This window comes from Streptosporangium sp. NPDC006013 (assembly GCF_040614275.1).
Classification (GTDB): domain Bacteria; phylum Actinomycetota; class Actinomycetes; order Streptosporangiales; family Streptosporangiaceae; genus Streptosporangium.
In genome coordinates, this window is the sequence record NZ_JBEXUE010000141.1 from 1 (window position 1) to 21,206 (window position 21,206).

At 65.9% G+C, this 21,206-nt stretch carries 12 protein-coding genes and 2 pseudogenes; 8 read left to right on the forward strand and 6 right to left on the reverse strand.

Annotation, left to right across the window (positions count from 1 at the left end):
- The 6 genes and pseudogenes from ABZ260_RS22060 to ABZ260_RS22085 form a co-directional block, all read left to right on the forward strand.
- Nucleotides 1-705: pseudogene (locus ABZ260_RS22060) on the forward strand (hypothetical protein); the annotation flags it as partial.
- Nucleotides 702-1,574, forward strand: a complete 873-nt coding sequence (locus ABZ260_RS22065) for a sugar phosphate isomerase/epimerase family protein (RefSeq protein WP_355620586.1) — start codon at nucleotides 702-704, stop codon at nucleotides 1,572-1,574. The pseudogene ABZ260_RS22060 and the gene ABZ260_RS22065, both read left to right, overlap by 4 nt.
- Nucleotides 1,519-2,019 carry an EboA domain-containing protein gene (locus tag ABZ260_RS22070; RefSeq protein WP_350916628.1) on the forward strand — a complete coding sequence of 167 codons (501 nt, stop codon included), beginning with the start codon at nucleotides 1,519-1,521 and terminating at the stop codon, nucleotides 2,017-2,019. Before ABZ260_RS22065 ends, ABZ260_RS22070 begins: the two co-directional genes overlap by 56 nt.
- Nucleotides 2,019-2,894, forward strand: coding sequence for a TatD family hydrolase (locus ABZ260_RS22075; RefSeq protein ID WP_355620589.1), 876 nt, complete (start codon nucleotides 2,019-2,021; stop codon nucleotides 2,892-2,894). The genes ABZ260_RS22070 and ABZ260_RS22075 overlap by 1 nt, the downstream gene beginning before the upstream one ends.
- A 5-nt stretch (nucleotides 2,895-2,899) precedes the next feature.
- The gene (gene eboE / locus ABZ260_RS22080) at nucleotides 2,900-4,012 is read left to right on the forward strand and encodes a metabolite traffic protein EboE (RefSeq protein WP_355620592.1); all 1,113 of its coding nucleotides are present in this window, start codon (nucleotides 2,900-2,902) and stop codon (nucleotides 4,010-4,012) included.
- A complete protein-coding gene (locus ABZ260_RS22085) occupies nucleotides 4,012-5,352 on the forward strand; it encodes a nucleotide pyrophosphatase/phosphodiesterase family protein (protein ID WP_355620595.1) in 1,341 nt (446 codons plus the stop codon). Before eboE ends, ABZ260_RS22085 begins: the two co-directional genes overlap by 1 nt.
- 354 nt (nucleotides 5,353-5,706) lie before the next feature.
- On the opposite strand, the gene ABZ260_RS22090 is transcribed toward ABZ260_RS22085, so the two are convergent.
- Both ABZ260_RS22090 and ABZ260_RS22095 read right to left on the reverse strand, forming a co-directional pair.
- On the reverse strand, nucleotides 5,707-6,252 hold the full coding sequence (locus ABZ260_RS22090) for a hypothetical protein (RefSeq protein ID WP_355620598.1): 546 nt from the start codon (nucleotides 6,250-6,252) through the stop codon (nucleotides 5,707-5,709).
- A gap of 241 nt (nucleotides 6,253-6,493) precedes the next feature.
- Nucleotides 6,494-7,051 (reverse strand): hypothetical protein, encoded by a 558-nt coding sequence (locus ABZ260_RS22095; protein WP_355620601.1) that lies wholly within the window; start codon nucleotides 7,049-7,051, stop codon nucleotides 6,494-6,496.
- A 116-nt stretch (nucleotides 7,052-7,167) separates the two neighbouring features.
- Here ABZ260_RS22095 and ABZ260_RS22100 point away from each other — a divergent pair, with 116 nt between their 5' ends.
- Entirely contained in the window at nucleotides 7,168-7,377 is a 210-nt protein-coding gene (locus ABZ260_RS22100) for a hypothetical protein (protein ID WP_355620604.1), read from the forward strand.
- 733 nt (nucleotides 7,378-8,110) lie between these two features.
- Here the strand turns inward: ABZ260_RS22100 and ABZ260_RS22105 are convergent.
- The 4 genes from ABZ260_RS22105 to ABZ260_RS22120 form a co-directional block, all read right to left on the reverse strand.
- Nucleotides 8,111-13,057: a LamG-like jellyroll fold domain-containing protein gene (locus ABZ260_RS22105; RefSeq protein WP_355620607.1), complete on the reverse strand. Its 4,947-nt coding sequence runs from the start codon at nucleotides 13,055-13,057 to the stop codon at nucleotides 8,111-8,113.
- 305 nt (nucleotides 13,058-13,362) lie between these two features.
- A complete protein-coding gene (locus ABZ260_RS22110; protein WP_355620610.1) occupies nucleotides 13,363-16,395 on the reverse strand; it encodes a BTAD domain-containing putative transcriptional regulator in 3,033 nt (1,010 codons plus the stop codon).
- Nucleotides 16,396-17,255: 860 nt separating this feature from the next.
- Nucleotides 17,256-18,830: a hypothetical protein gene (locus tag ABZ260_RS22115; RefSeq protein WP_355620613.1), complete on the reverse strand. Its 1,575-nt coding sequence runs from the start codon at nucleotides 18,828-18,830 to the stop codon at nucleotides 17,256-17,258.
- Nucleotides 18,831-19,074: 244 nt separating this feature from the next.
- Complete coding sequence (locus ABZ260_RS22120) at nucleotides 19,075-20,580, reverse strand: S41 family peptidase (RefSeq protein ID WP_355620616.1); 1,506 nt, start codon at nucleotides 20,578-20,580, stop codon at nucleotides 19,075-19,077.
- A gap of 285 nt (nucleotides 20,581-20,865) precedes the next feature.
- On the opposite strand from ABZ260_RS22120, the pseudogene ABZ260_RS22125 reads away from it, so the two are divergent.
- Nucleotides 20,866-21,206, forward strand: a pseudogene (locus tag ABZ260_RS22125) (hypothetical protein); the annotation flags it as partial.

Genomic DNA, 21,206 nt, shown 5'->3' on the forward strand with positions numbered 1-21,206 from the left:
GTCGTCAAGGACATTCTGGCCGGATACCAGACCCGGGTGACGGCCGAGCCGACCCTCGCCGCGTTCTTCAGCTTCTCGGACGCCTCGCGCCGGCTCGCGGGCGCCGTGTGGGCGTACGACCTCGGGCTCAAGCGGACGGCCGCGGGACCCGCGGCCATGGCCGCCTGCCGAGCGCTCGACGTGCTGCTCGGCACGGGCGAGCGCGCCGGGACCGGTGGGCTGATGGCCCTGGCGATCGGCGCGCACACCTACGGGATCAGCCTGTTGGGCCGCGCGGAGGTGAAGGGGGCGCACCGAGGAACGATCAACGGTGCGCTGGCGGCGAGCGCGGCCGCGGCCGGGCTGGCTGCCCTGAGCTGCCTGGGAGGGGGCCGTCACCCGGCATCGCCGAACGGGCCGTGTCCCGGGAACGCCACTTTCCCGGTGCCCGCGTCGCACCGCGCCGACGCTCCGGCACCGCATGACCGGGCCGCCGCGGTCGCGCTGCTCGTGGGCTATGCCGCCCTGACCGCCGGTGCGCAGGCCGGGCTGCGGGCCAGTCCGGACCCCGACCAGGTACGGCACGCCGTACGGCTCGGCATCCTCGGCCTGATCCCGCTCCAGGCGGCGGGCGTCGCGGGACGGGGCCGGCTCGCGCAGGCCTGCGCGCTGCTGGCGGCGATGCCCGCAGGCCAGTGGCTCTCGGCCCGGATAGCGACGTCGTGAACTGGGCCTACTGCACGAACGGCTTCTCCGACCACCGGCTTCCCGAGGCACTCGCGATCCTGGCCGACCTCGGCTACAACGGGGCGGCGATCACCCTTGACCACGGCCATCTCGACCCCTACGCCGCCGGATCGGCGCACGAGGTGGCGCTGATCGCCAAGCGACTCGATGCGCTCGGCCTCGGCGCGGTCGTCGAGACCGGCGGGCGCTACACGCTGGATCCGTGGCGCAAACACCACCCGACGTTGCTGGACGACGACGCCGGCGCGGCACGGCGGGCCGATCTCCTGAGCAGGGCACTGCGGATCGCCGCCGACCTGGGCGCTCCCGTGGTGCATCTGTGGAGCGGCGTGCGACCCGCCGAGGTCCCCGAAGCGGAGGCATGGGCGCGACTGGTCCGCTGGTGCGAACGGCTGCTCGACGAGGCCGACCGTGTCGGGGTCACGCTGGGGTTCGAGCCGGAGCCGGGGATGCTCGTGGCGGACCTCGCCGGGTACGAGCGGCTGCGCCGCCTGCTCGGCGGCCATCACCGTTTCGGGCTCACCCTGGACATCGGCCACTGCCGGTGCCTCGAACCGTATGACGTCCCCGAGTGCGTGCGGCGGGCACTGCCGTACCTCGCGCACGTGCAGATCGAAGACATGCGCCGGGGCGTCCACGAGCACCTGGAGTTCGGCGCGGGTGAGATCGACTTCCCACCGGTGCTCGCCGCGCTCGACGGCTACCGGGGCCTGGTCGCGGTCGAACTCGCCCGGCACGGTCACGCCGCCCCCGAGGTGGCCCGCAGGTCCATCGACTTCCTGAGGAGGGCGTATGAGCGAGCAGGAGTGGACGGCGCAGGCTGTACAGCAGGTGAAGGCCGCCCCTGAGTCGGCGCGGCTGCTGTTCCCGCAGGCCGGGCGGCGCGGCGGACCCGGCGCGCGACACGCGCTGCTGACCGCGCTGCGCGGGAACCCGGCCGTGATCGGCGAGCTCTACCGGCGCGGCGACACCGGCGAGCGGCTGGCGATCCTGGACGCCCTGCCCGAACTCGCGGTCGGCGCGGCCGCCGTTCCGCTGGTCGAGGACGCGCTGCGCACCAACGACGCCAGGCTGGTCGCCGCCGCGCTCGGCCCCTATGGCTCACGATGGCTGGACGACCACGCCTTCCGTCACGGCGTGCTCAAGTGCGTCTTCCTGTCGATCCCGCTCGCGTCCGTCGCGGGGCTCGACCGACGCTTCGACACCGAGCTCGCCAGAATGCTCGCGGATCACGCCGCCGAGCGGCGGGCCGCGGGCCGACCGGTTCCCCGAGATGTGCTGGAGAGGCTCTGATGCGAATCTTCGACCCCCACATTCACATGACGTCCCGGACCACCGACGACTACGAGCGGATGCGCGCCGCAGGGGTGCGGGCGGTGGTCGAGCCCGCCTTCTGGCTGGGGCAGCCGCGCACCAACGTCGGCAGCTTCCTCGACTACTTCGACGGGCTCCTCGGCTGGGAACCGTACCGTGCCGCGCAGTACGGCATCCGGCACCACTGCGCGCTCGCGCTCAACCCCAAGGAGGCGAACGACCCGCGGTGCACGGACGTGCTCGCCGAACTGCCGAACTATCTGCTCAAGGACTCCGTGGTCGCGGTCGGCGAGATCGGCTACGACTCGATGACCCCGGCCGAGGAGCACGCTTTCGAGGCCCAGCTCGCGATGGCGGCCGACAGCGACCTGCCCGTCCTGGTGCACACGCCGCACCGCGACAAGGTAGCGGGCACCCGGCGCACGCTCGACGTCGTCCGCGCCTCGGGGACGGCGCCGGGGCGGGTGCTCGTCGACCACCTCAACGAGCCGACTGTGGGCCTGGTCGCGGAGTCGGGTTGCTGGATGGGATTCTCGATCTATCCCGACACCAAGATGGACCCGCACCGGATGGTGGCGATCCTCAGGGAGTACGGCACGGCGCGGATGCTGGTGAATTCGGCCGCCGACTGGGGCCGCAGCGATCCGCTGAAGACCCGCGAGGTCGCCGACGCCATGCTCGCGGCCGGGTTCACCGCGGACGACGTGGACCAGGTCCTGTGGCGCAACCCCGTCGCCTTCTACAGGCAGAGCGGGCGGCTCGATATCGGCGCGGCATCCGGCGAGCCGGCCCACATTCCTGATGCGCGCTCTGCCGAGCCGGACTTCGCGGGCAACACGATCAGGCGGGGCTGAAACGCATGCGCTTCCGGCATCCCGACGGCTCGACCGTCCACCTCGCCTACTGCACCAACGTCCACCCCGCCGAGGACCTGCCCGGCATCCACGCGCAACTCACCGGCTTCGCCGCGCGGGTGCGGGACCTGCTCGGCGTCGATCGGCTCGGGATCGGGCTGTGGCTGCCCCATGAGGCGGCGCGGTCGCTGATCACCGACGCCGCCGAGCTCGTACGGCTCCGCGCCCTGCTCAGCCGGCTCGGGCTGGAGGTGGTGACGCTCAACGGCTTCCCCTATCGCGGCTTTCACCACGAGGTCGTGAAATACCGGGTCTACTTCCCGGACTGGACATCGCGCGAGCGGGTGCGTTACACGCTCGATCTGGCAGAGATCCTTGCCCGCCTGCTGCCGGACGACGTCACCGAGGGCACGATCTCGACCCTCCCCCTCACCTGGCGCACCGAGTGGACGGCGGACAGCGCTGCGACGGCCATGGCGAACGTGGACGCCGTAGCGGAGGGGCTGCGCGTGCTCGCCGACCGTACCGGCAAGCTGATCCGGCTGGGGTTCGAACCCGAACCCGGCTGCATCGTGGAGACCACCGCACAGGCGGCGTGGCTGCTGCGAGACGTGGACCGCGACCACCTCGGCGTCTGCCTGGACGCCTGCCACCTGGCAGTGGGCTTCGAACCGGCCGCGAACGCCGCAGAACTGAGGCTTCCGATCGTGAAATTCCAGGCGTCCTGCGCGCTGGAGTCGCCACCGGGCAGCCAGGCGGTACTGGCCGCGTTCGACGAGAACCGCTTCCTCCACCAGACCCGTGCGGCGTCCGGAGCCGTGGACGACCTGGACGCGGCCCTGGCCGGCGCCCTGCCCACCGAGGAGACCTGGCGGGTGCACTTCCACATGCCGCTGCACATCACACCGCCGCCGCCCCTCACCACCACCGCGCCCTACCTCAAGGAGCTGCTGCGCGCCCTGCTCGGCGGCGGCTCCCCTCTGACCCGGCACGTCGAGGTGGAGACCTACACCTGGAACGTACTGCCCGCAGCGCCGGTGGACCTCGCCGAGGGCATCGCCGCCGAACTCGACTGGACGCGCCGGGAACTGGCCGTACTCGGACTCAAGGAGCTGTGATGCCGCCCTTGGTTGTGATCAACGTGGTGGGCCTGACCCCACGGCTGCTGGCCCACATGCCGGGCGTCGCGAAGGTCGGCGCAGCCGCGGCGCTGCGGCCCGTCCTGCCCGCCGTCACCTGCTCCATGCAGGCCACCCTGCTGACCGGCGCCATGCCGCGCGACCACGGCATCGTCGGCAACGGCTGGTACTTCAGAGACCTCGGCGAGGTGCTCCTCTGGCGCCAGCACAACGCGCTCATCCAGGGCGGCCAACTCTGGGACGCCGTGCCCAGCCTGCGCACCGCCAACGTCTGCTGGTGGTACGCCATGGGAGCCGCCAGCGACCTGCTCGTCACACCGCGCCCGATCTATCACGCCGACGGCCGCAAGTCACCCGACTGCTACACCCGGCCACCCTCACTGCATGACGACCTCGAAAGCCGCTTCGGCCCGTTCCCCCTGTTCAGCTACTGGGGACCGAACGCCGGCATCGCCTCCTCCCGGTGGATCGTGGCCGCGGCCCGCCACATCCTGCACGAGGAGCGGCCCGACCTGCTCATGGTCTACGTCCCGCACCTCGACTACGACCTGCAGCGGTACGGCCCGGACGGGCCGGAGGCCGTCAGGGCGGCCCAGGCGGTGGACGCCGCCCTGGCTCCGCTCCTGGCCGAGGACGCCACAGTGGTGGTGCTGTCGGAGTACGGCATCACCAACGCCACGACGCCCGTCGACATCAACCGGGCGCTGCGCTCGGCCGGGCTGCTTGAGGTCCACACCCAGGCGGGAATGGAGTACCTCGACCCGTGGACGTCGCGCGCCTTCGCGGTGGCCGACCACCAGATCGCCCACGTGTACGTGCGCGACCCCGCCGACCTGCGCCGGGCCCGCGACGTGATCGCCGACCTGGCCGGCGTGGACGAGGTCCTCGACCAGGCGGGGAAGGCCAAGTACGGGCTTGACCACGAGCGCGCGGGCGAGCTCGTCGCGGTCGCCGAGCCGCACGCGTGGTTCACCTACTACTACTGGTTCTCCGACGACCGGGCGCCCGACTTCGCCCGGCTCGTGGACATCCACCGCAAACCTGGCTACGACCCCGCCGAGCTGTTCATGGATCCCGCCGACCCGCTCGTGAAAGTCCGCGCGGGCCTGGCGCTGGCCCGCAAGCGGCTCGGCTTCCGCTACACGATGCCGGTGGTGCCGCTCGATCCGGCCCCGGTGCGCGGAAGCCACGGTCGCCTCCCTGACGATCCCAGCGACGGACCCGTACTACTCGGCCCCTTTGATCGAGATGCCTACGACGCCACCGAGGTCAAGGGTCTGCTGACGGCGGTCATCCGGGGTGCCGGGCTCCCGCGCTGACAAGGGCGACACGCGGGCGGAGACCGGCTTCTTCCTGCGCCGGCACTTCACCGGATGGGTGAGGTGTGCGTGTTCGGGATGAGCGCCGCCGCCGCACAGTGGCCGACTGTGAATCGCCCCGGGTTCGGGGTACATCACGTTCCCTCCACACACCGCAGGTACTTAATTCTCGATCCTGATCATGACCGGCACGAGGTGATCATGGAAGCAACAGCCTTAGTGCTCCGTTCCTCATCGGAGGTTGCGAACGCGCTGCGGGGAAGCCGGGATCGTCGGCCCTGCCTTCCTGATGCCAGGACCGGGGTGGATCTGTACTTCCGGTGAGGAACGTCGCATTAGGCGGGGTCGGCCGGCTCAGAGCTTGATGCCCTTGATGATCTTCGCCAGCTCGGGTACGAGGGGCCGGCTGGCCATCACGGTGACGACGACGCCCTCGCGCTCGACCCAGCCCGCATACCGGCCGTGGCCCAGCGCACCGTCACCCACCTGGGTGAGTACCTGACGGCCGCCGATCTTCACGGTCTTCGTGTCACCGGAGAACGTTCCGATGCCGAACGGTGCGTTCTTGAGCTGCGCCGGCTCGCTCGCCTTCGGCCAGCACACCACCCTGACCCACAGCGACCGCTGCCGGGGATCCGTGTCGGAGCGGTCGTCACTCCACTGGTAGCCGTACTCGGTGATGCCATCGTGCTTGTTGACGACGACCTGGCCGTACGTGAAGCCCTTCGGGATGTGGTTGACGCGGACCCCCTTGATGGCGGTGACGCCCCTGGGCGGATTGTCGGTCTTGCTGTCAAAGGACCGCTTCGCCTCCGCCTTGGTCGGGACCGGGCAGGCGGGGCGCTCCGCGGCCTGGGCGGGGAGCGCCATCAGAGCCGCGGCGACGGGCAGTGCGGTCAAGAGGGCAAGCTTCTGAATCTTGTTCATGCCGGCTTTGACTCGACAGGTGTGAGGAAGGTTCGGCTCTGTCGCTGATCTTGTGATGTGCTCTCCAGCTCCGCAGCAGGATCTGCCCGCTCCACCACGTCCGCCAGATGAGGCAGGAAATCCCCGACGCCGCCTGTCGAAATGCACTCGGGAACGGCAGCCCGGACGGGTCGTACCCTTCGGGGCCGACTCGCTCCTCGGTGAATACCACGAGTCATTCGAAGAATGAAACCCTCACCGGAAGCTCGCACCGCACGCCTCCCCTGCTGTAGGTATGGAAGGTGGCCGGCTGGTCTGACCATACACCGATCAAAGCAATTCGAAGCGGAGATATCTCCTGCTCGACGACCCTGCCGTCCACAGAGCATGTGATCTTCTCAATCGACTCCCCGACGGCAACCTCAAAGAGACGGAGCGGAGCCCCTTCACCACCATTCAGATCAGGCTCGGAGATCCACATTTCAGAGGACCCGATATTCACGACCTCTTCCGAAGCCGCAAGATTTCCGGAAAAGACGTCGGGGTAACCCGCCGAACCCGAATCGACGTCCAGGGAAGTCCAACCAGCCGTCCGGTCTTTGGCGGCCACCAAGAGTTCGGACGCCAGCATCCCGTCATTCCTGTGGCGCAGGCACAGGACAGCCCCCAGTCCAACCTCTACGTCCCGCCACCGGGCGATCGGCACAACCTCCCCGCGTCGCGGAGGCCGCCGGACCCCGAGCTTCGACACACCGAGGACGAGAGGAAGCAGATCCCTCTTCAACATCGACATCGCATTCGCTCCAATCTAGGCCCCTCAGGCTAGCGTGGTGATCGCAAGCGTTTACCGGATTTGGTCATGTTGTCCACGGTTCGGGTCGGCCTCGGCGTTGTTACTGTCCAATACGTGTGCAGGCGTTGCGCGACAAGAACAACGGAGTGGTCAGCGTGTGCATTGCGTCAGTGCAGGTAGGCCTGCAGTTCACAGGCGAGCACGACCTACTGCAGCCGCTGGCCTTCCTTTCTCGCCTGAATACCATACGCACCCGACTGCTCCAGCGGCCGGGTGCCGCTTTTTCTGTGGCGCACGGCTTCCCGGCGACGGTGTTCGATCCATGAGGACATATCTCTTCGACAGGTCAGTACTCCGTTGCGTGGTGAGATCGATCAGTCGCTCATAGCGATATCCACGATCTTCACTGAGCGTACCTGCGGATGGTCTACCAGCCGCGCCACCTGTGGCGGAAGGCCACGCACAACGAAACCAGTGCGCGAGCTGCTCTGCCCTTGATTTCTTATCGTGCGCCAAAATTTTCCCCGCCCCTATAATTTATATGCCAACCCGGGATCGCCCTCTAAGCGACCAGGCAGCCGGAGAGAATCTCACCCTCCGGCCACTCGGCTTATATGCGCAAGAGACTTAAAAAACACCCCTAAGAACCTATTGATTCACGGCCGGATTGGCTTGCGTCGCGGAATTAATTATAGATAGACACCCGATAGCTGCTGCGATACTACCGAGCATCATACCCAACCCGCCGAGCACAAGACTAAAGGGCTTACTCAGAGCAATCAAGACAAGTGAATCGGGAGTGGACGCCATGCGCGAACTCCAATAGAAGGAAGGAGGGTCGAAGAGTATAAGGCCCACTCCAGCGAGGGTCAGGAGTGTTCCCAAAATAAGGAATGTATTCCTTACTACAGCCAGAATCAGCAAAGTTTTACGTCTTCCCACAGGAGCCATTCAAAATCTCTCTCAGCTAGTCCTTGCACGCGTAAGGGAATTCAGGCCCCAAGGGGCCGCGAGTGACTCTACTCGCGACCCCGCCCATCATCTAACGATCAGCCTGCTCTAGCCGCTTCCATTCTTTCGGCCCAGGAAGTCGTGCCACCAACTGTAATAGGGATCAGGAATCCATTCGGAGCAATCGGCGACCCTCGCGGTGACATGGTGGCAAAACGTAACCTCTGGCTCGAAGCGATGCTGATAGCCGATCAACTCACACCGGCTCGTAGGACCCTCGAAGCACTCGGCCTTTGATGTCTTCTTCGTCCAGACTGCTTTGAGGCGGAATATATCGTCCGGGTTGGGATTAGTTGGCTTTATAGGACCTACCTTTTCGTAGGGCTTACAGGTTGTTTCGACAGATCCGTTTACTTCTAAGTGAACTCCTGCAGTCCCCACCTTATCCGTGTCAATCGCGACACTAATTCCAGCCGTGATACCATCTTTCTCTATATTAAAGCAAGCCTCTCCGGCAGATTTAATAACGAGATTATTAAGGATATATTTGTACTCGGCAAGTTCATCATTTGTCCTGAGTTTCCACGGACCGATCGTGTAGACCCGAACATAGTTAATAAATCTTGGGATCCTCCAGGTCTCCGTGGTAAGGGATGAGTAATCCTCACCATTCGGGTGGCACCAGATAGAACGCGCCTCAGCGTGGAGCTGCCAGCCCTTCCATAAGATCCTTGTGGTGGGATGCCTCTGCTTTTTTAGAAGCTTGTATTGACTATATCCAGGCTTCTCCTTGACCCATGAGCCATCCTTGCCATGGTTTCCATCTTCCGGGTTGGCGTCACACTCACCCGATACGGCGTTGGCAGCATCCACCTTCGTCTGTGATTGAGTAGTAGCCAGCGGAACGGTCTCGCCTGGGATAAGACCTGTCGAGAGGTACGCTTCCCATTCTTCATCGTAATAGAAGTCTGTCGAGTCCTGCTCGACTTCGAGCGGCACTTGGATGATTGTCGTACCACCGCAACGGTCGAAAACGAAGATGTCGATTATGGCTTCGCTCGGCTCGACTTGGCCAGGAGTACCCGCAGCCGACCTGACTGCCTTCGCCGGTGCCGACATAGTCGAGGTCTGTTCAATCCAGCTGCGCTTGACCTCCGCAGTCACTCGTACCGTGCCATCGGGCAACGCCTGGACGACAGCGCTTGGGATCTCCACAACAGAGCCCGACTGAACGGTGCCGGTCTCATCCATGGCGGTTTTCGCATGTACCAACTCCGCGTTGAGCAGAGATAGCTTGGCTGTGCTGGGTGCATCAGCGGTCACCCCTGGTGCATCCCAGATGGTATTGGCTCGGCCTTCGAGAACAGCGTCCTGAGCCTGGTAATACGCTTTCACCCTGTCGATGTAAGCCTGAGCTCCTGACTCCGCGTTCGCAGTTGAGCTCGTGGAGCGGGAATCCAAGAACGGGACGCACGTCGCGCCTCCGCTTCCGCCCCGCACGGGTGGCGGTGGGACAGCCTTCGTCGTAACCGAGGCCGTCTCCCAGCCTCCGACACCGAACGCGGTCTTGGCCCGCACTCGCACGGTGTAGGTAGTTTCGTTCGCCAGTCCGGTAATGGCTACCCATGGGTCCTTGACGTCGAGGGTCTTGACGACGGCGCCACCACCGTCGGTCACCTCAACGTCGTAACCCTCCAGCATGGCGATGCCACCGTTGCTCTCAGGCAACCCCCAACTTGCAATCGCACTGGCGTCACCTCCCTGGGTGGTGAGGTTGAGTACCTTGCTCGGCGGCCCCGCCGGAAGGTAAGTGAGCGCCAGTGAAGACTGCTCGGCCGCAGCCGTATCGCCAAAGGTGATGACCTCGTCCTTGTTGGAGGTGAGCATCAGCCACTGATACTCACTGCCGGCAATGTCCGCCTGCGGACCACTCAACGGCAGGGAGTAAGGCGTGGTGCTGGTGTCTGCGTCACCCGCCAGATCCGGCCCCTTGGTCTCACCGGTGACCTGGCTCTTCAATGGGGTGGCCGTGATGATCGCGTCCGCCGGGCAGGTCCCGGCCGGACAGGTCGGGGTGCCGAGTTTGAGGATGCCTTCCGACACACCCGCGCCATCGGGGAGTTCGTCGAGCTTGAACCCGATCACCGCTACCGTCTTGTCGGTGCCGCTGCCGCCGATCTGCATGGTGGTCGAGTCGGTCACCATACAAGGCGAACCATCGCAGGCGGTGGGATCGACCTTCGCCGTTTTGAAGACGAAGTTGTCCTTGAGCAGGGTCAGGTGGTTGACGGTTTCGGTCGGGGGGTCCGGTGGGGTGCCCGGGGTGGTGAAGCTGACCGGGGCGGTCTTGGCGGTGCAGATCTCCAAGGCGCATGCCTGCATCTGCCAGGTGTAGGTCCCACCCGCCTGGACGGTGTTCTCGGGGAGCTGGAAAGAGGCCCGTTCGCCGCCGTTGACGTTACGCTCGCCGAGCGGGCTGGAGCCGACGGGGGCACCGCTGCTGTTGTAGAGGAAGTACTTGGCGGTGACCGGACCACCCGAGGGGCGGTTAACCATGCCCGACAGAATCGGCCGCGTCGGGTCGGCCATGCCGGTCTCGGTGTCGGTGGGCAGCATCGGGGCGTCGCTGGTGATGCGGTAGGCCGGGCTCTCGTTGCAGGAAGGCGGGGTGACGCCGCTGCGGCAGGCTTTCACCACGAATTTGAAGCTGGCGGGGTTGTCGAGGGCGAAGATCTTGTCGATGACCTGGCCGGAGGGAATGCCGTTGTGGGTGGTGGCGGTGGGTGAGCCGTGCAGGGCTCGGACGTCGGAGTCGGTCAGGACACGGCTGTAGACGTGGACGTCGTCGATGGCGCCGTTGAGGTAGTCGGAGAAGGTACCGTCCACCTTGGTGCGCCCGATCTGGAAGTTACTCCGGGCGTTCCACGTGCTGGTGTGGGCCTTCTCCCCCGCCAGCCGCCCGTCCACGTACAGGCGTAGTTTCTGCGCGGTGGCGTCGTAGACCGCGACCAGGTGGGTCCAGGTATTGATCTGGGCGGGCCTGTCGGAGGCGAGAACCACCTTGGTGGTGGGGGTGACGTCGGCGGTGGGCATGGCGAACCACCACTTTTGCTGGTACTCGCTGTAGACGAGCTCGAATCCGGACTGGGTGTTACCGAGTTGGCTGACGACGGTGTGATCGCCAGTGCTGCCGTCGAGGCGTGCCCAGGCGCTGACCGAGAAGCTCTGGTTGGTGTTCAGGACCGGTTTGGTGGTGACGGCGTAGGCGTCGTTGGGATCGGTGAACTGGTCGTTGACCAGTTTCAGTGCCTTGCCGAGCTGACCGGTGTCACGGCTCGCGGCGCCCTTGAGGGTCGCGGGGAATCCCCCGCCGGACGAGTCCGTCGCCGTCGTGCCGGAGGCCTCGTCGAACTTCCAGTACGCGGTCTCGCCCGTCGGGATCGCCGGCGGGGTGCCCATGGTGGAGTCGTTGACTGTCACGGTGTAGTCGAGGTTGGTGGCCTCGGCGACGCTGGACTTGAAACCGACCTTGACACTGGTGCTGCGCGTGATCGCGTCGTTGCCGTCCGTGGAGTCGATGGACTCCGCCGTGACCGTGGGGATCTCAGGCGGCAGCATGTAGTCAACGGTCAGCTTCGGCGGGCGAGCATCGGTCCCGGTTTTCTCAGCTGAGTGGAACTCGATCGCGCCGTTCTGTCCCCAGGTCATCGATTCGTTCGCAATGCGGACCTGCAAGCCGTGGTTGGAGGTGCCACCCGCCCAACTGCTGACGATGTCCTTGATCGCCCAAGTGAACGTCCTGGGGTAGACACCATCGGCGTACGCCGGACAGAGTTGGAGCTGGGATCCGCTCTCCACCATGCTGGGCTGGTTGGCCCAAGTGACCTGGCCGGCCGTCCACGCACCGCCGAGGCGCGAAACCTTCAGGCCACCGCCGTAGACGTCGCACCGCGAACCGCCGGGCGCCCACAGTTCCAACTGGGCACTGGCGATCGCCCTGCCGACCAGGGACGTGGTGTCGAATTTGAGCAGGGATCGGTTGTAGTCGATGACGGTCGCCGTGCTGCCGCTGGGACGCCAGGTCTCACCACCGACTTTCAGCGAGGTGCTGCCAGGCTGGTCGTAGCCCGTGTAGTTGGAGTGGAGAAACGTGTCGGTCTGAAGGGTGAGCGTCGTGGTGGGGTCCACCACGACCGGGTAGACGGTGGCCGGGTCCGACAGGAAGGCCGCGTCGGGTTTAAGAACGAGCACCGATTCACCGTTCTCGGTGACCACTCGGGTGTCGATCGCACCAGACCTGTGAAGTCCCTTACCGGTGGTGTCCGGTTCCGTGCTGTCGTACATGATCGGCGCCGGCGCCTCGGCCACCGCCTTGCCCTTGGCATCGGTCAGCCTCAGTCGGCCATCCTTGGACTCCGTGAGCTTCAGGTCCTCGGTCCGCACCGGAATGCGGAACTCCACGTCGCCCTTCGGCTTCTCGCGCAACACCACGTCGTGGCGGAAGCCCGTGGGCAGGGCGGTGAGCACCAGATCCGCGCCAGTGCCGGCCGCGTCGACATAGCGCGCGACGTTGCCGGTCACCTCCGGACGGGGAAGGGAGGTCGGCCAGTCCAGCGCGAACCGCTGTCCCTTCTCCTCACGTTCCATGGACGCGAACGCCTTGCCGTCGCCTCCCTGCGAGAAGGCGATGTCGGCCCTGCCGACCTTGGGCTTGAGGACGCCGTCGCGTTCCAGCAGGGTCGTGTCGATCCACGCCCAGGACCCGTCGGCCTGCTTGACCCTGGCCGGGCCCGCGTAGGACTGCATGGTGATGGTGCCGTCGGGATTCGCCCATGATCTGGACTTCTCGGTACCGGCGGCCTCCACCTCGACGGGCTTGTTCTGCTTTCTGGCCTCCTCGATACCGGCCCGGAGCGCGGCGTCCGGATCCTCAGGGCGCGGGAAGGGCGTCGCGACGGGCGCGACGGGCGCGGCGGGCACGGCGTTCGGTTTCGGGTCAGCCTGGGCGGGCAGGGTGCCACCCGCTACCAGAAGTGAGGCTGCCAGGGTCGACACGGTCACGACGGTGAAAGGAGTTCGTTTGGATGATCCACGCCGCCTGGGCGGCGTGAATGGGCGGCGTGGTAGGGAAGATCCCACCGATACCTCCAGTTTTGGGAGGACAGTACGGCCGGGCGCGACAAAGGAAGAACCGGCCAGAGATGATCACCGCAAGCATGCTGGACAGCACTGTTGATCTTGTCTGTCATATTGTCGCGATCTTGGTAAACCGGACCGCCGCGACCCGCGCACTCCAGGCCTGTGTCTGATATCGCGGTACCGAATCCGTCAACCTAGCGACTCACGACCGGGCCGCCATCTCAAAGAACCGCCGATCGTTCGATGACCGCGACTTGGGGAATCCCCATTCGCGCGAAGAGGGTGAGGGCCTCCTTCCGGTGAACCCTCGCCTCCTCTTCTCGCCCCAGACCGTCCAGCACCTCGGCAAGGCCTTTGTGCGCGTGACCTTCGAAGTAGACGTACTTGATGTCCACGGACAACTTCAAGGCGGCCTGATGGTTATCCAGGGCGTCGCCGTGGTTTCCCATCACAAGAAAAGTGCGTCCCAGGGCAATGAGAACCTCGCATTCGAGCTCCCGGTTACGCAGCTCTCTTGCCCGCACGAGGGCTTTCTCGTGATGTTCGACGGCCTCCAGGTGGCGGCCCAGTCGCCGATACCCTCGGCCGAGGTTGTTGAGAGCGTCCGCCTCAAGACGGGAGTTCCCAGCCTGCCGGCCAATTCCGAGAGCCTCCAGATGGGACCTCAACGCGTCCTCCGCGTGGCTGAGCCCATTCTGGACCTCACCCAGATGGATGAGAATGTATCCCTCGTTCTCGTTGCGGCGATCTCCTTCCTCCCGCACATGGAGCAGGCATTCACGCAGACAACCAAGTGCCTCTTCCAGCCTCCCCACCTGCTTGTACGCTATTGCCAGGCGGTAGAGCCCCCCAGTTGCGCTGGGCCGGGCACCGGTCGCCTTCTCGACTTCCAGGGACCGCAGGCAGGCTTCGATGGCCTGAGGTAATCGGCCGATGCGGAGCAGGCCATAACCAACGTCACAGAGAGCCTTCGCTTCACCCTTGCGATTCCCTGCGGCCTGGCACAACTCCAGGACACGCCACTGCAGATTCAGATACTTCTCATGGTTTCCGGCGAACACGTTGGCGTACGCCAACGAGCCCAGCACCTCGGCTTCCGCCCGCCGGTCCCCGAGTGTCCGGGCCGCGGTCAGAGCCTGCTCGTGGCTGAGTACCCAATCCTCTATACGATCTTGAAAATAGAAGAAGCGCGACAGGGTACGCGCCATTTTCCAAGCATGGACAGGCCATCCATACGATGAGCAGTGACCGATGACGGCCACCAGTGACTGATATTCGGCTTCCAGCCATTCCGAGGCGTCATCGGATTGGGTGAACTTCTTGCCTACACGAGCCTCGGGGGAAACGTCGTGCAGCATGGTAAGCCGCCCGGGATCGATGGAGTTCATAGCCTCGTCGGCCGTGTGCAGGTACCACTCGAACAGACGTGACAACGCGTTGCGGCGATCAGTGGCCGGGTCGTGCTGATCGCTGCGGTCGCGCGCGTAGACACGCACCAGATCGTGCATCGCCAACCGTCCCCCGTCCCCTCGCTGGATCAGGTGGGCTGCGACAAGCCTGTCGATCGCCGCTCGCCCCTCGCTGGAAGGCAGACCCGCCAGGACCAGAACGGCGTCGACGCCGATGTCGGGTCCGGGATGGAAGCCCATCAGCCGAAAGACCCGCCGAGCGATTTCGGGTAACGCTCGGTAGGAAAGCTCGAAAGCGGCGCGGACCCCGGTGTGTGGATCCTCTCCCATGTCCAGGACGACCAGTGGGTTCTCATCCCGGAGCCTTGCCGCCATGTCGTCGATGGACAGGCTCGGCTGGCCTGCGAGGTGAGCAGCGGCCAGGCGGAGCGCCAGGGGCAGGTGACCGCAGAGCCGGGCCAGTTGTGACAGGGCCTCGGCTTCTCCGCGGGTTCGCTCGGTTCCCAGGATGGCGACGAGCAGGTCCCTCGCCTCATCGGCCGAGAGGACGCCGAGAGTCATACCGCGAACATCGTGGGTGACCCAGAGCCCTCGCAAGGAGTCCCGGCTGGTGATGACCACCTTGCATGACGGTGAGCCGGGGAGCAGCGGACGGACCTGGTCGGGACTCGCCGCGTTGTCGAGAACGATGAGGACCCGCCGGTTGGCCAGGAGCGACCTGTAGAGGGTCTCTCGCTCGTCCGCCTCCTGCGGAATCTCCTCCGCCGCCACGCCCAGCCCACGCAGGAGGCGATGCAGTGCCTGTGCCGCCGCTACGGGCTGCCCCGGTGAATAGCCGCGAAGGTTCACGTACAACTGCCCGTCGGGAAACAGTCCGGCCACCCGGTGTCCCCAGTGTGTCGCGAGCGCGGTCTTCCCGATTCCCGCCGTACCGGCGATGGAGGTGATCACCATCGCCGGGATACCGCCTTCGCCCGTGGACAGCATCAGGTCCAGTTGCCGCAGATCGTCCTTCCTACCGGTGAAGCGGGCGATGTCGGAGGGCAACTGGCGGGGAATCGGCAGCGAGCGTGGAGCGGCAGACGTTTCGAGATGCCTTGGCTCCGGATCGAGTGACGGATCAGCCGAGAGAATCGCCTGATGAAGGCCGGCCAGGTCCTCTCCCGGCTCCAGCCCCAACTCGTTCCGGAAGTACCGATGCGCGAGCCTGTATTCCTTCAACGCTTCCGCTGCCCGCCCCGCACGGTAGAGGGCGAGCATCAACTGGCCGCGGAATTTTTCATGCAGTGGATTCTCGGCAACGAATCGCCTCAGCTCGGCGATGAGTTCCGAGTTCCCGCCCAGGGCGAGATCGACGTCGATTCGCTCGGTGAGAGTGACGATCCGCCGTTCTTCCAATCCAGGACCTTCGGTCAGCTGGAACTCGGGGTGAGTACCGGCGAGCGCAGGACCACGCCAGAGCGACAGGGCCTCGCGGAACCGCTCCGCCGCCTGTACGGCATCACCTGCGGACAAGGCTGTCCGAGCCTGTTCCACTTTGGTGTCGAAGACGTCAAGGTCTGAGGAACCGGCGGGGATCTGTAACGCGTACCCCGTGGGTGAGCTCGCGAGAGCGGCGATATCACCCAGTAGACGGCGCAGGGACCACAGATGGTTGTGGAGTAGCCGCCGTCCGGAGGCGGGGACGGCACTTCCCCACAGCGCGACCAGCAGTCGATCATGTGAGACCACGCGGTTCGCGTTCAGCACCAGGACTGCCAGCAGGGTCCGCTGTTTCTGCCCGACGATTGACACGAATCGCTCGTCACGCCAGATCCCCACCGGTCCGAGTACGCGAAACTCCATGTCTCCCTTTCTGAATTCCCTCTACGCCTTTCAAAAGGCAGGGCAATCTTGGCGTACTGTTCCGACGCATGCGCATACAGTCACACCGTCTTCGTGTCGCCGTAATACGCTGATCTGGCGCGTCGAACCATACAAGATCAAGATATTTACGAAAAACGAGGTGGCGAAACCTCTTCCAGATCCTCACGAGGATCGTTTTCGCTGCTTTATACGGATCGGAAGGTATTCGGGTGAACACCGCTGAATGCGGTACACGAGCAGGGCCCCATCACATGAGCCAGTCGCCGATGCCGCTGTACTGACACGATCAAAGGCGGGCGCTACCTGGAGACTTCCTGTCGCTGCAGTTCAGAGGCATGCTCGTGTGTCACGTCGAGCTTTCAGGTTCAGTAAAGCCGGGTGGGCGATCGACCGCCCCGACGGTTCAGGCGGTGGGCAGCAGTGCCGCCCCGGTGGCAGGCACACGCACCACGACCAGTACGGTGCCGGTCAACATGAAGGTAAGCATCGGCACCCGTACTCCCCCGCGCCGGCCTCAGTACCAGATGCCCCAACAGGTCTGGGCGGCCGACGCGCCGGACGGTACACCGAAGCTGAGCAGTGGCCGTACCCCGGCGACCTGTCCGCTCATCGAATCCGTGCTGACCGCCTGACGCGCCGAACGCAGCAGGAGCCCGAACACCGGACGCCCTCTAAAAACTTCATCCCAGGGTGCCCCATTTGAGACAGGGGGCACCGCGGGGAATGGAAAGCCGTTCCCGGCCCATTCTCGCTGCGGCGGCATCCCATGACCATTGGCTGAATGCCGAACTGGTCGTCATGGTGTCCGGCGTCGAACCACACCTGGTCGGCTTGCCGGGTTAGCCCGCTGGGCGCAGGACCCGCTCCCAGGAGGTGTGCGTGTCACGCAGGGCGCGTTCGCGCCGGTCGGGTGTCACGCAGATGTTGTCGTCGGCGAACGCCTCACGCCAGACGTAGCCCTGGATGCAGGTGCGCGACCCGTACGGGTCCGTCCAGCGACCGGCCCCCATCATGTTGTCGGCGATCACCTGGTCGCGGATCTCCTGGGTGACGCAGACCTGGTCGAAGCTGTCGGCTCCCCGCCAGACGTAGCCCGGTTTGCAGGCGTTGGGCCCCAGGACGAGCCTGGCCGGGTTGATCCGCGAGGCGGCGGTGGCGTTGTCGGAGACCACCTGACGGCGCGTGCTGGAGGGCACGCACACTTTGTCAGACGGCGTGGCCAGTCGCCGCGTGTACGAGAGGATGCACTTGCCGTTCTCCTCCCAGTTGGAGGCGTCCGCGGTGTCGGCCTGGGTCTGCTCATAGACGGCCGGTGTCACGCACACCAGGTCGTCGTGCGTCGCCTTGCGGTGGACGTAGCCGTCCAGGCACTTCTGCGTGATACCGGTGCTGACCGTGACGACCGCCTCGTCCTGCCCCACGGAGTCGATCGAGACGCTGACCCCGTTGGTGTTCAGCGAGGTCACGGGATTGCGCGTTATCCGGTCCTTCAGCAGGTACGACACGCCGTTCTTGACCTCGTGCAGGAGCACGATGTCGGCGGGGATGCCGGCGCTCTGGCCGGTCTTCTTGCGGAACTCCACCGTGTAGTAGTGGAACGGGTCGGCTACGTCGAACGGGACGCGTACCATCTGCGTGCCGATCTTGCTGGGTTGGTCCAGCGATACGAGGCGCACGGTCCGGCTCGCCACACCGTCCGCGCCGAGCGTGACGATCCGGTGCGGCTCCAGCCAGCCCATCTCGTCACGGGTGGGACCGTTGAGGCCGACCGCGCTGGTCCCGAACCTCTCCGTCTCGTACCTGTGGATGTGCATGGCGCTCATGATGTCCCACTGGTCGTCGTACTCGCCGATCTGTGCCCAGTCGACCAGACGGAAAGTGGGGTCGTCGGAGAAGGAGTGGTCCCTGTCGTAGCCGTGCAGCACCTCGTGGGTGGCGAAGCCGAGGTTCCAGGCGAGCGGGTCCAGCAGCACCCGCTTTCCCCAGCTGCCGGAGTCCACCGGGGCGTTGATCATGACGGCGGTCCAGTGATTGGACGGAACGGTGTAGCCGGCGGCGGCGGCCGTCTGCACGCAGTCCTCGATTCTCTGCCACCGGCTCTTGGTCCTGGCCTGCTCCAGTGTGAAGGGCATCGTGTACCAGCCCTTCACCACCGTTCCCGCCACGCTCGTCCGGCCGCCCGACTGGTCGGCCAGGTAGTCGGCGAACCCGCCGAGGCCCTTGCCCTCGTCGGTGAACAGCTCCCGGAAGAACTGCGGAGGTTTGGGCTCCTCCGGACGGTCGGCGAACTTGCACAGCAGCACTGACCAGGGCAGGTCGCCCTGTACCGGGTACGCCTGGGCCGGCAGGGCGGGCACGCAGATCAGAGCGAGCAGCGCGATCGTGGCGGCCAGGAGCGATCTTCGTAAGCGCACGGGTCCTCCTTCGGAAACACCTGAAACCAGGCCAGGCTCCCAACCGCCGCTTGTTGCTCACTTGCGCGTGAATGGCGGCCCCGCCGACTGCTTCCCGGCTCCTGCCGTCGCCCACGAAACGACCGTCAAATCACATGTCGGCCCTCCTGAAACCCATGTCCCGGCCGCCAGGCTGTGTCCTCGGACGGCGTTGGAGTGCCCCGAAGCGCGCTGGATTCATCTGGGGTTGCTGGGACGACGATCGTTAGCGGACCGTTCGAGCCGGGTGGCGGATCTGTCCGGGGCGAAGGTGGGCCCGGCCTTGGTGCCGGAGGTAGGAGAGGGCTTTATCGAAGGCGGCGTCATGGCCGCCGTTCAGTTCCTTGTCGCTGAAGACGCCGGGAGTGGTGAGGTGCGGCGGGATACCGGTCACATCGAAGGCGGTCCCGGTCCTGGTCAGGAAGCGCTCGTTGGGCAGCGCGAAACTCCACCCGTTGGGCAGCGTCCGCCACAGGAAGTCGGAGAAGGCCCCCTGGGTATTCTCTCCGATCCGCTCGGGCCTGGGAGTGCGCTCCATCATGGCCTGGGTGAAGGTCTCTCCCGCGCTGATGGTCAGGCTGCTGGTGAGCAGAGCGATGGGACCCGTGTACGTCGGTGCGGTGGCCGGCCGTACCCGCAGCCGCTGGGCCCGGGTGAACCCGGGCGGGTCGCCCGGAACGTTGAGGGCCTGTTTGGCGTAGGCCGGGTAGGGCTTGCCGGTGAGCCTGGAGGCGAGTTGCAGGCCGAGCGCGTCGTAGCCGCCCAGGTTGACCCGGACATCGAGGATGAGGCCGCGCAACCTGTTGGGACCCGAGGTGCGCGCCCTGGTGAAGATCTCATCGAGTGCACGGTTCAGCTCAGCCGAATTGCGGGTGAACCCGCCTGCGGCGTAACCGTCGAACGCGGCCAGCCGCAGGTAACCCAGCCCATCCGGTAGATCGGCGTAACCGATCACTCCCTGCCCCCACGTCTTCAGGGGCTTGCCGGTGTCGTGCTTTTCGATGAACTCCTGGACCCGTTTGTTGAAGGCCAGGAAGGCCGGTACCCCCTCCAGCTGCCTGGTGCGCGGTCGCAGTGGTCTGGAGAACTGGTTCTCACCCGCGAGGAGGGCGGTGTGCGCGTCGCCGAGCTCCTTGAGAATGTCCCGCAGTACGGCGAACAGCTCCGCCTCCCCGGTGCCGGGACCGACCCTGGGTCGGTACCGGTTCCGAACGGCCTGCCAGTCGATGCCCTTGGCGGCGAAGAACGGGTAGTTCTCGGCGAAGGTCGCCCAGAAGATGTCGAACACCTTCACCGGGTCGCTGGGGGTGGATGTGGCGCAGGTCCCGGGAAGGCCGGGGAGTCTCCGCAGTTCGATGGCTCCCGCGCCGCCCAGATACCGCAGCCGCGCCCGGCCGGGCCCCTGCGCGTGGATGGTGAGCTGCCGGAAGCCCTTATCCGCGGTGAAGGACGCCGAGTCGCGCGTTTCCGCGGTCTGTTTCGCCGCGAGCAGCCCTTGAAGGCAACTGATCGCCGTTGTGTCGAAAGAGGTGAGCTGCCCCTGGTCGATCCTGAAGATCGTGCTGTAGCCGTCGGCCCGCCAGACCCCGTCCAGCGCTTTCCGCCCCGTTGAGGCGGCAGCGCCTTCGGCCGTCGCCGCGGCCTGCCCGGCGACGGCGACGCCCAGCGCGGTCAGTACGGCGGCCAGCCGCCCGAAGGTTCTTCTGCTCTTCGTGTTTCCGTTGTCGTCCACGGATCCGACGCTAGGCAGTGGCTCCCGCGGCGGGCGTCACACCACGGAGCCAACCTCGGGGTGAGCCGCCGGTATCACGAAACGATCATCGGCTACCCCGGACCGGGTGGCCGATCCGAGGTAGCCGTCGTCAACGGGCGGCTCGTGTGCCTGCCGTGCTCGCCGTCCTCCGCTGACGACCTCATACCTGGGGGCCAGTCGACCCGCAGGTCATACCGGGGAGGGAAGCCGAAGATCGGCCGCAGGGCGAATCCCCCCGGGGGGAGCGCGGGCTAACGTGGTGGGATGCTGCGCGACCTCCCCCCGGACGCGACCGACACCGCGGCCCCGGCCGCCGCCCGGCCCACCCTCCGGCTGACGAGAGTGCCGGCCGCCGCGTCCTGGATGGTGGCCTGCTTCATGTTCGCGATGAACGTGGGGATGCTCGCCACCGTCTACGACGCGCCGACCGAGCTGACGGTGTTGCTCGGCGCGGCCTGCGCGGCCCCGGTGGCGATCTGCCGGCACCGGCCGATGACCGCCTGGTGGATGATCTACCTCGGAATGCTGATCACCCCGCTGCTGGTCTCACCGCCGCAGGCGAACAACCCCTGGCCATGGCTTCCGATACCCATGGCGGCCTATCT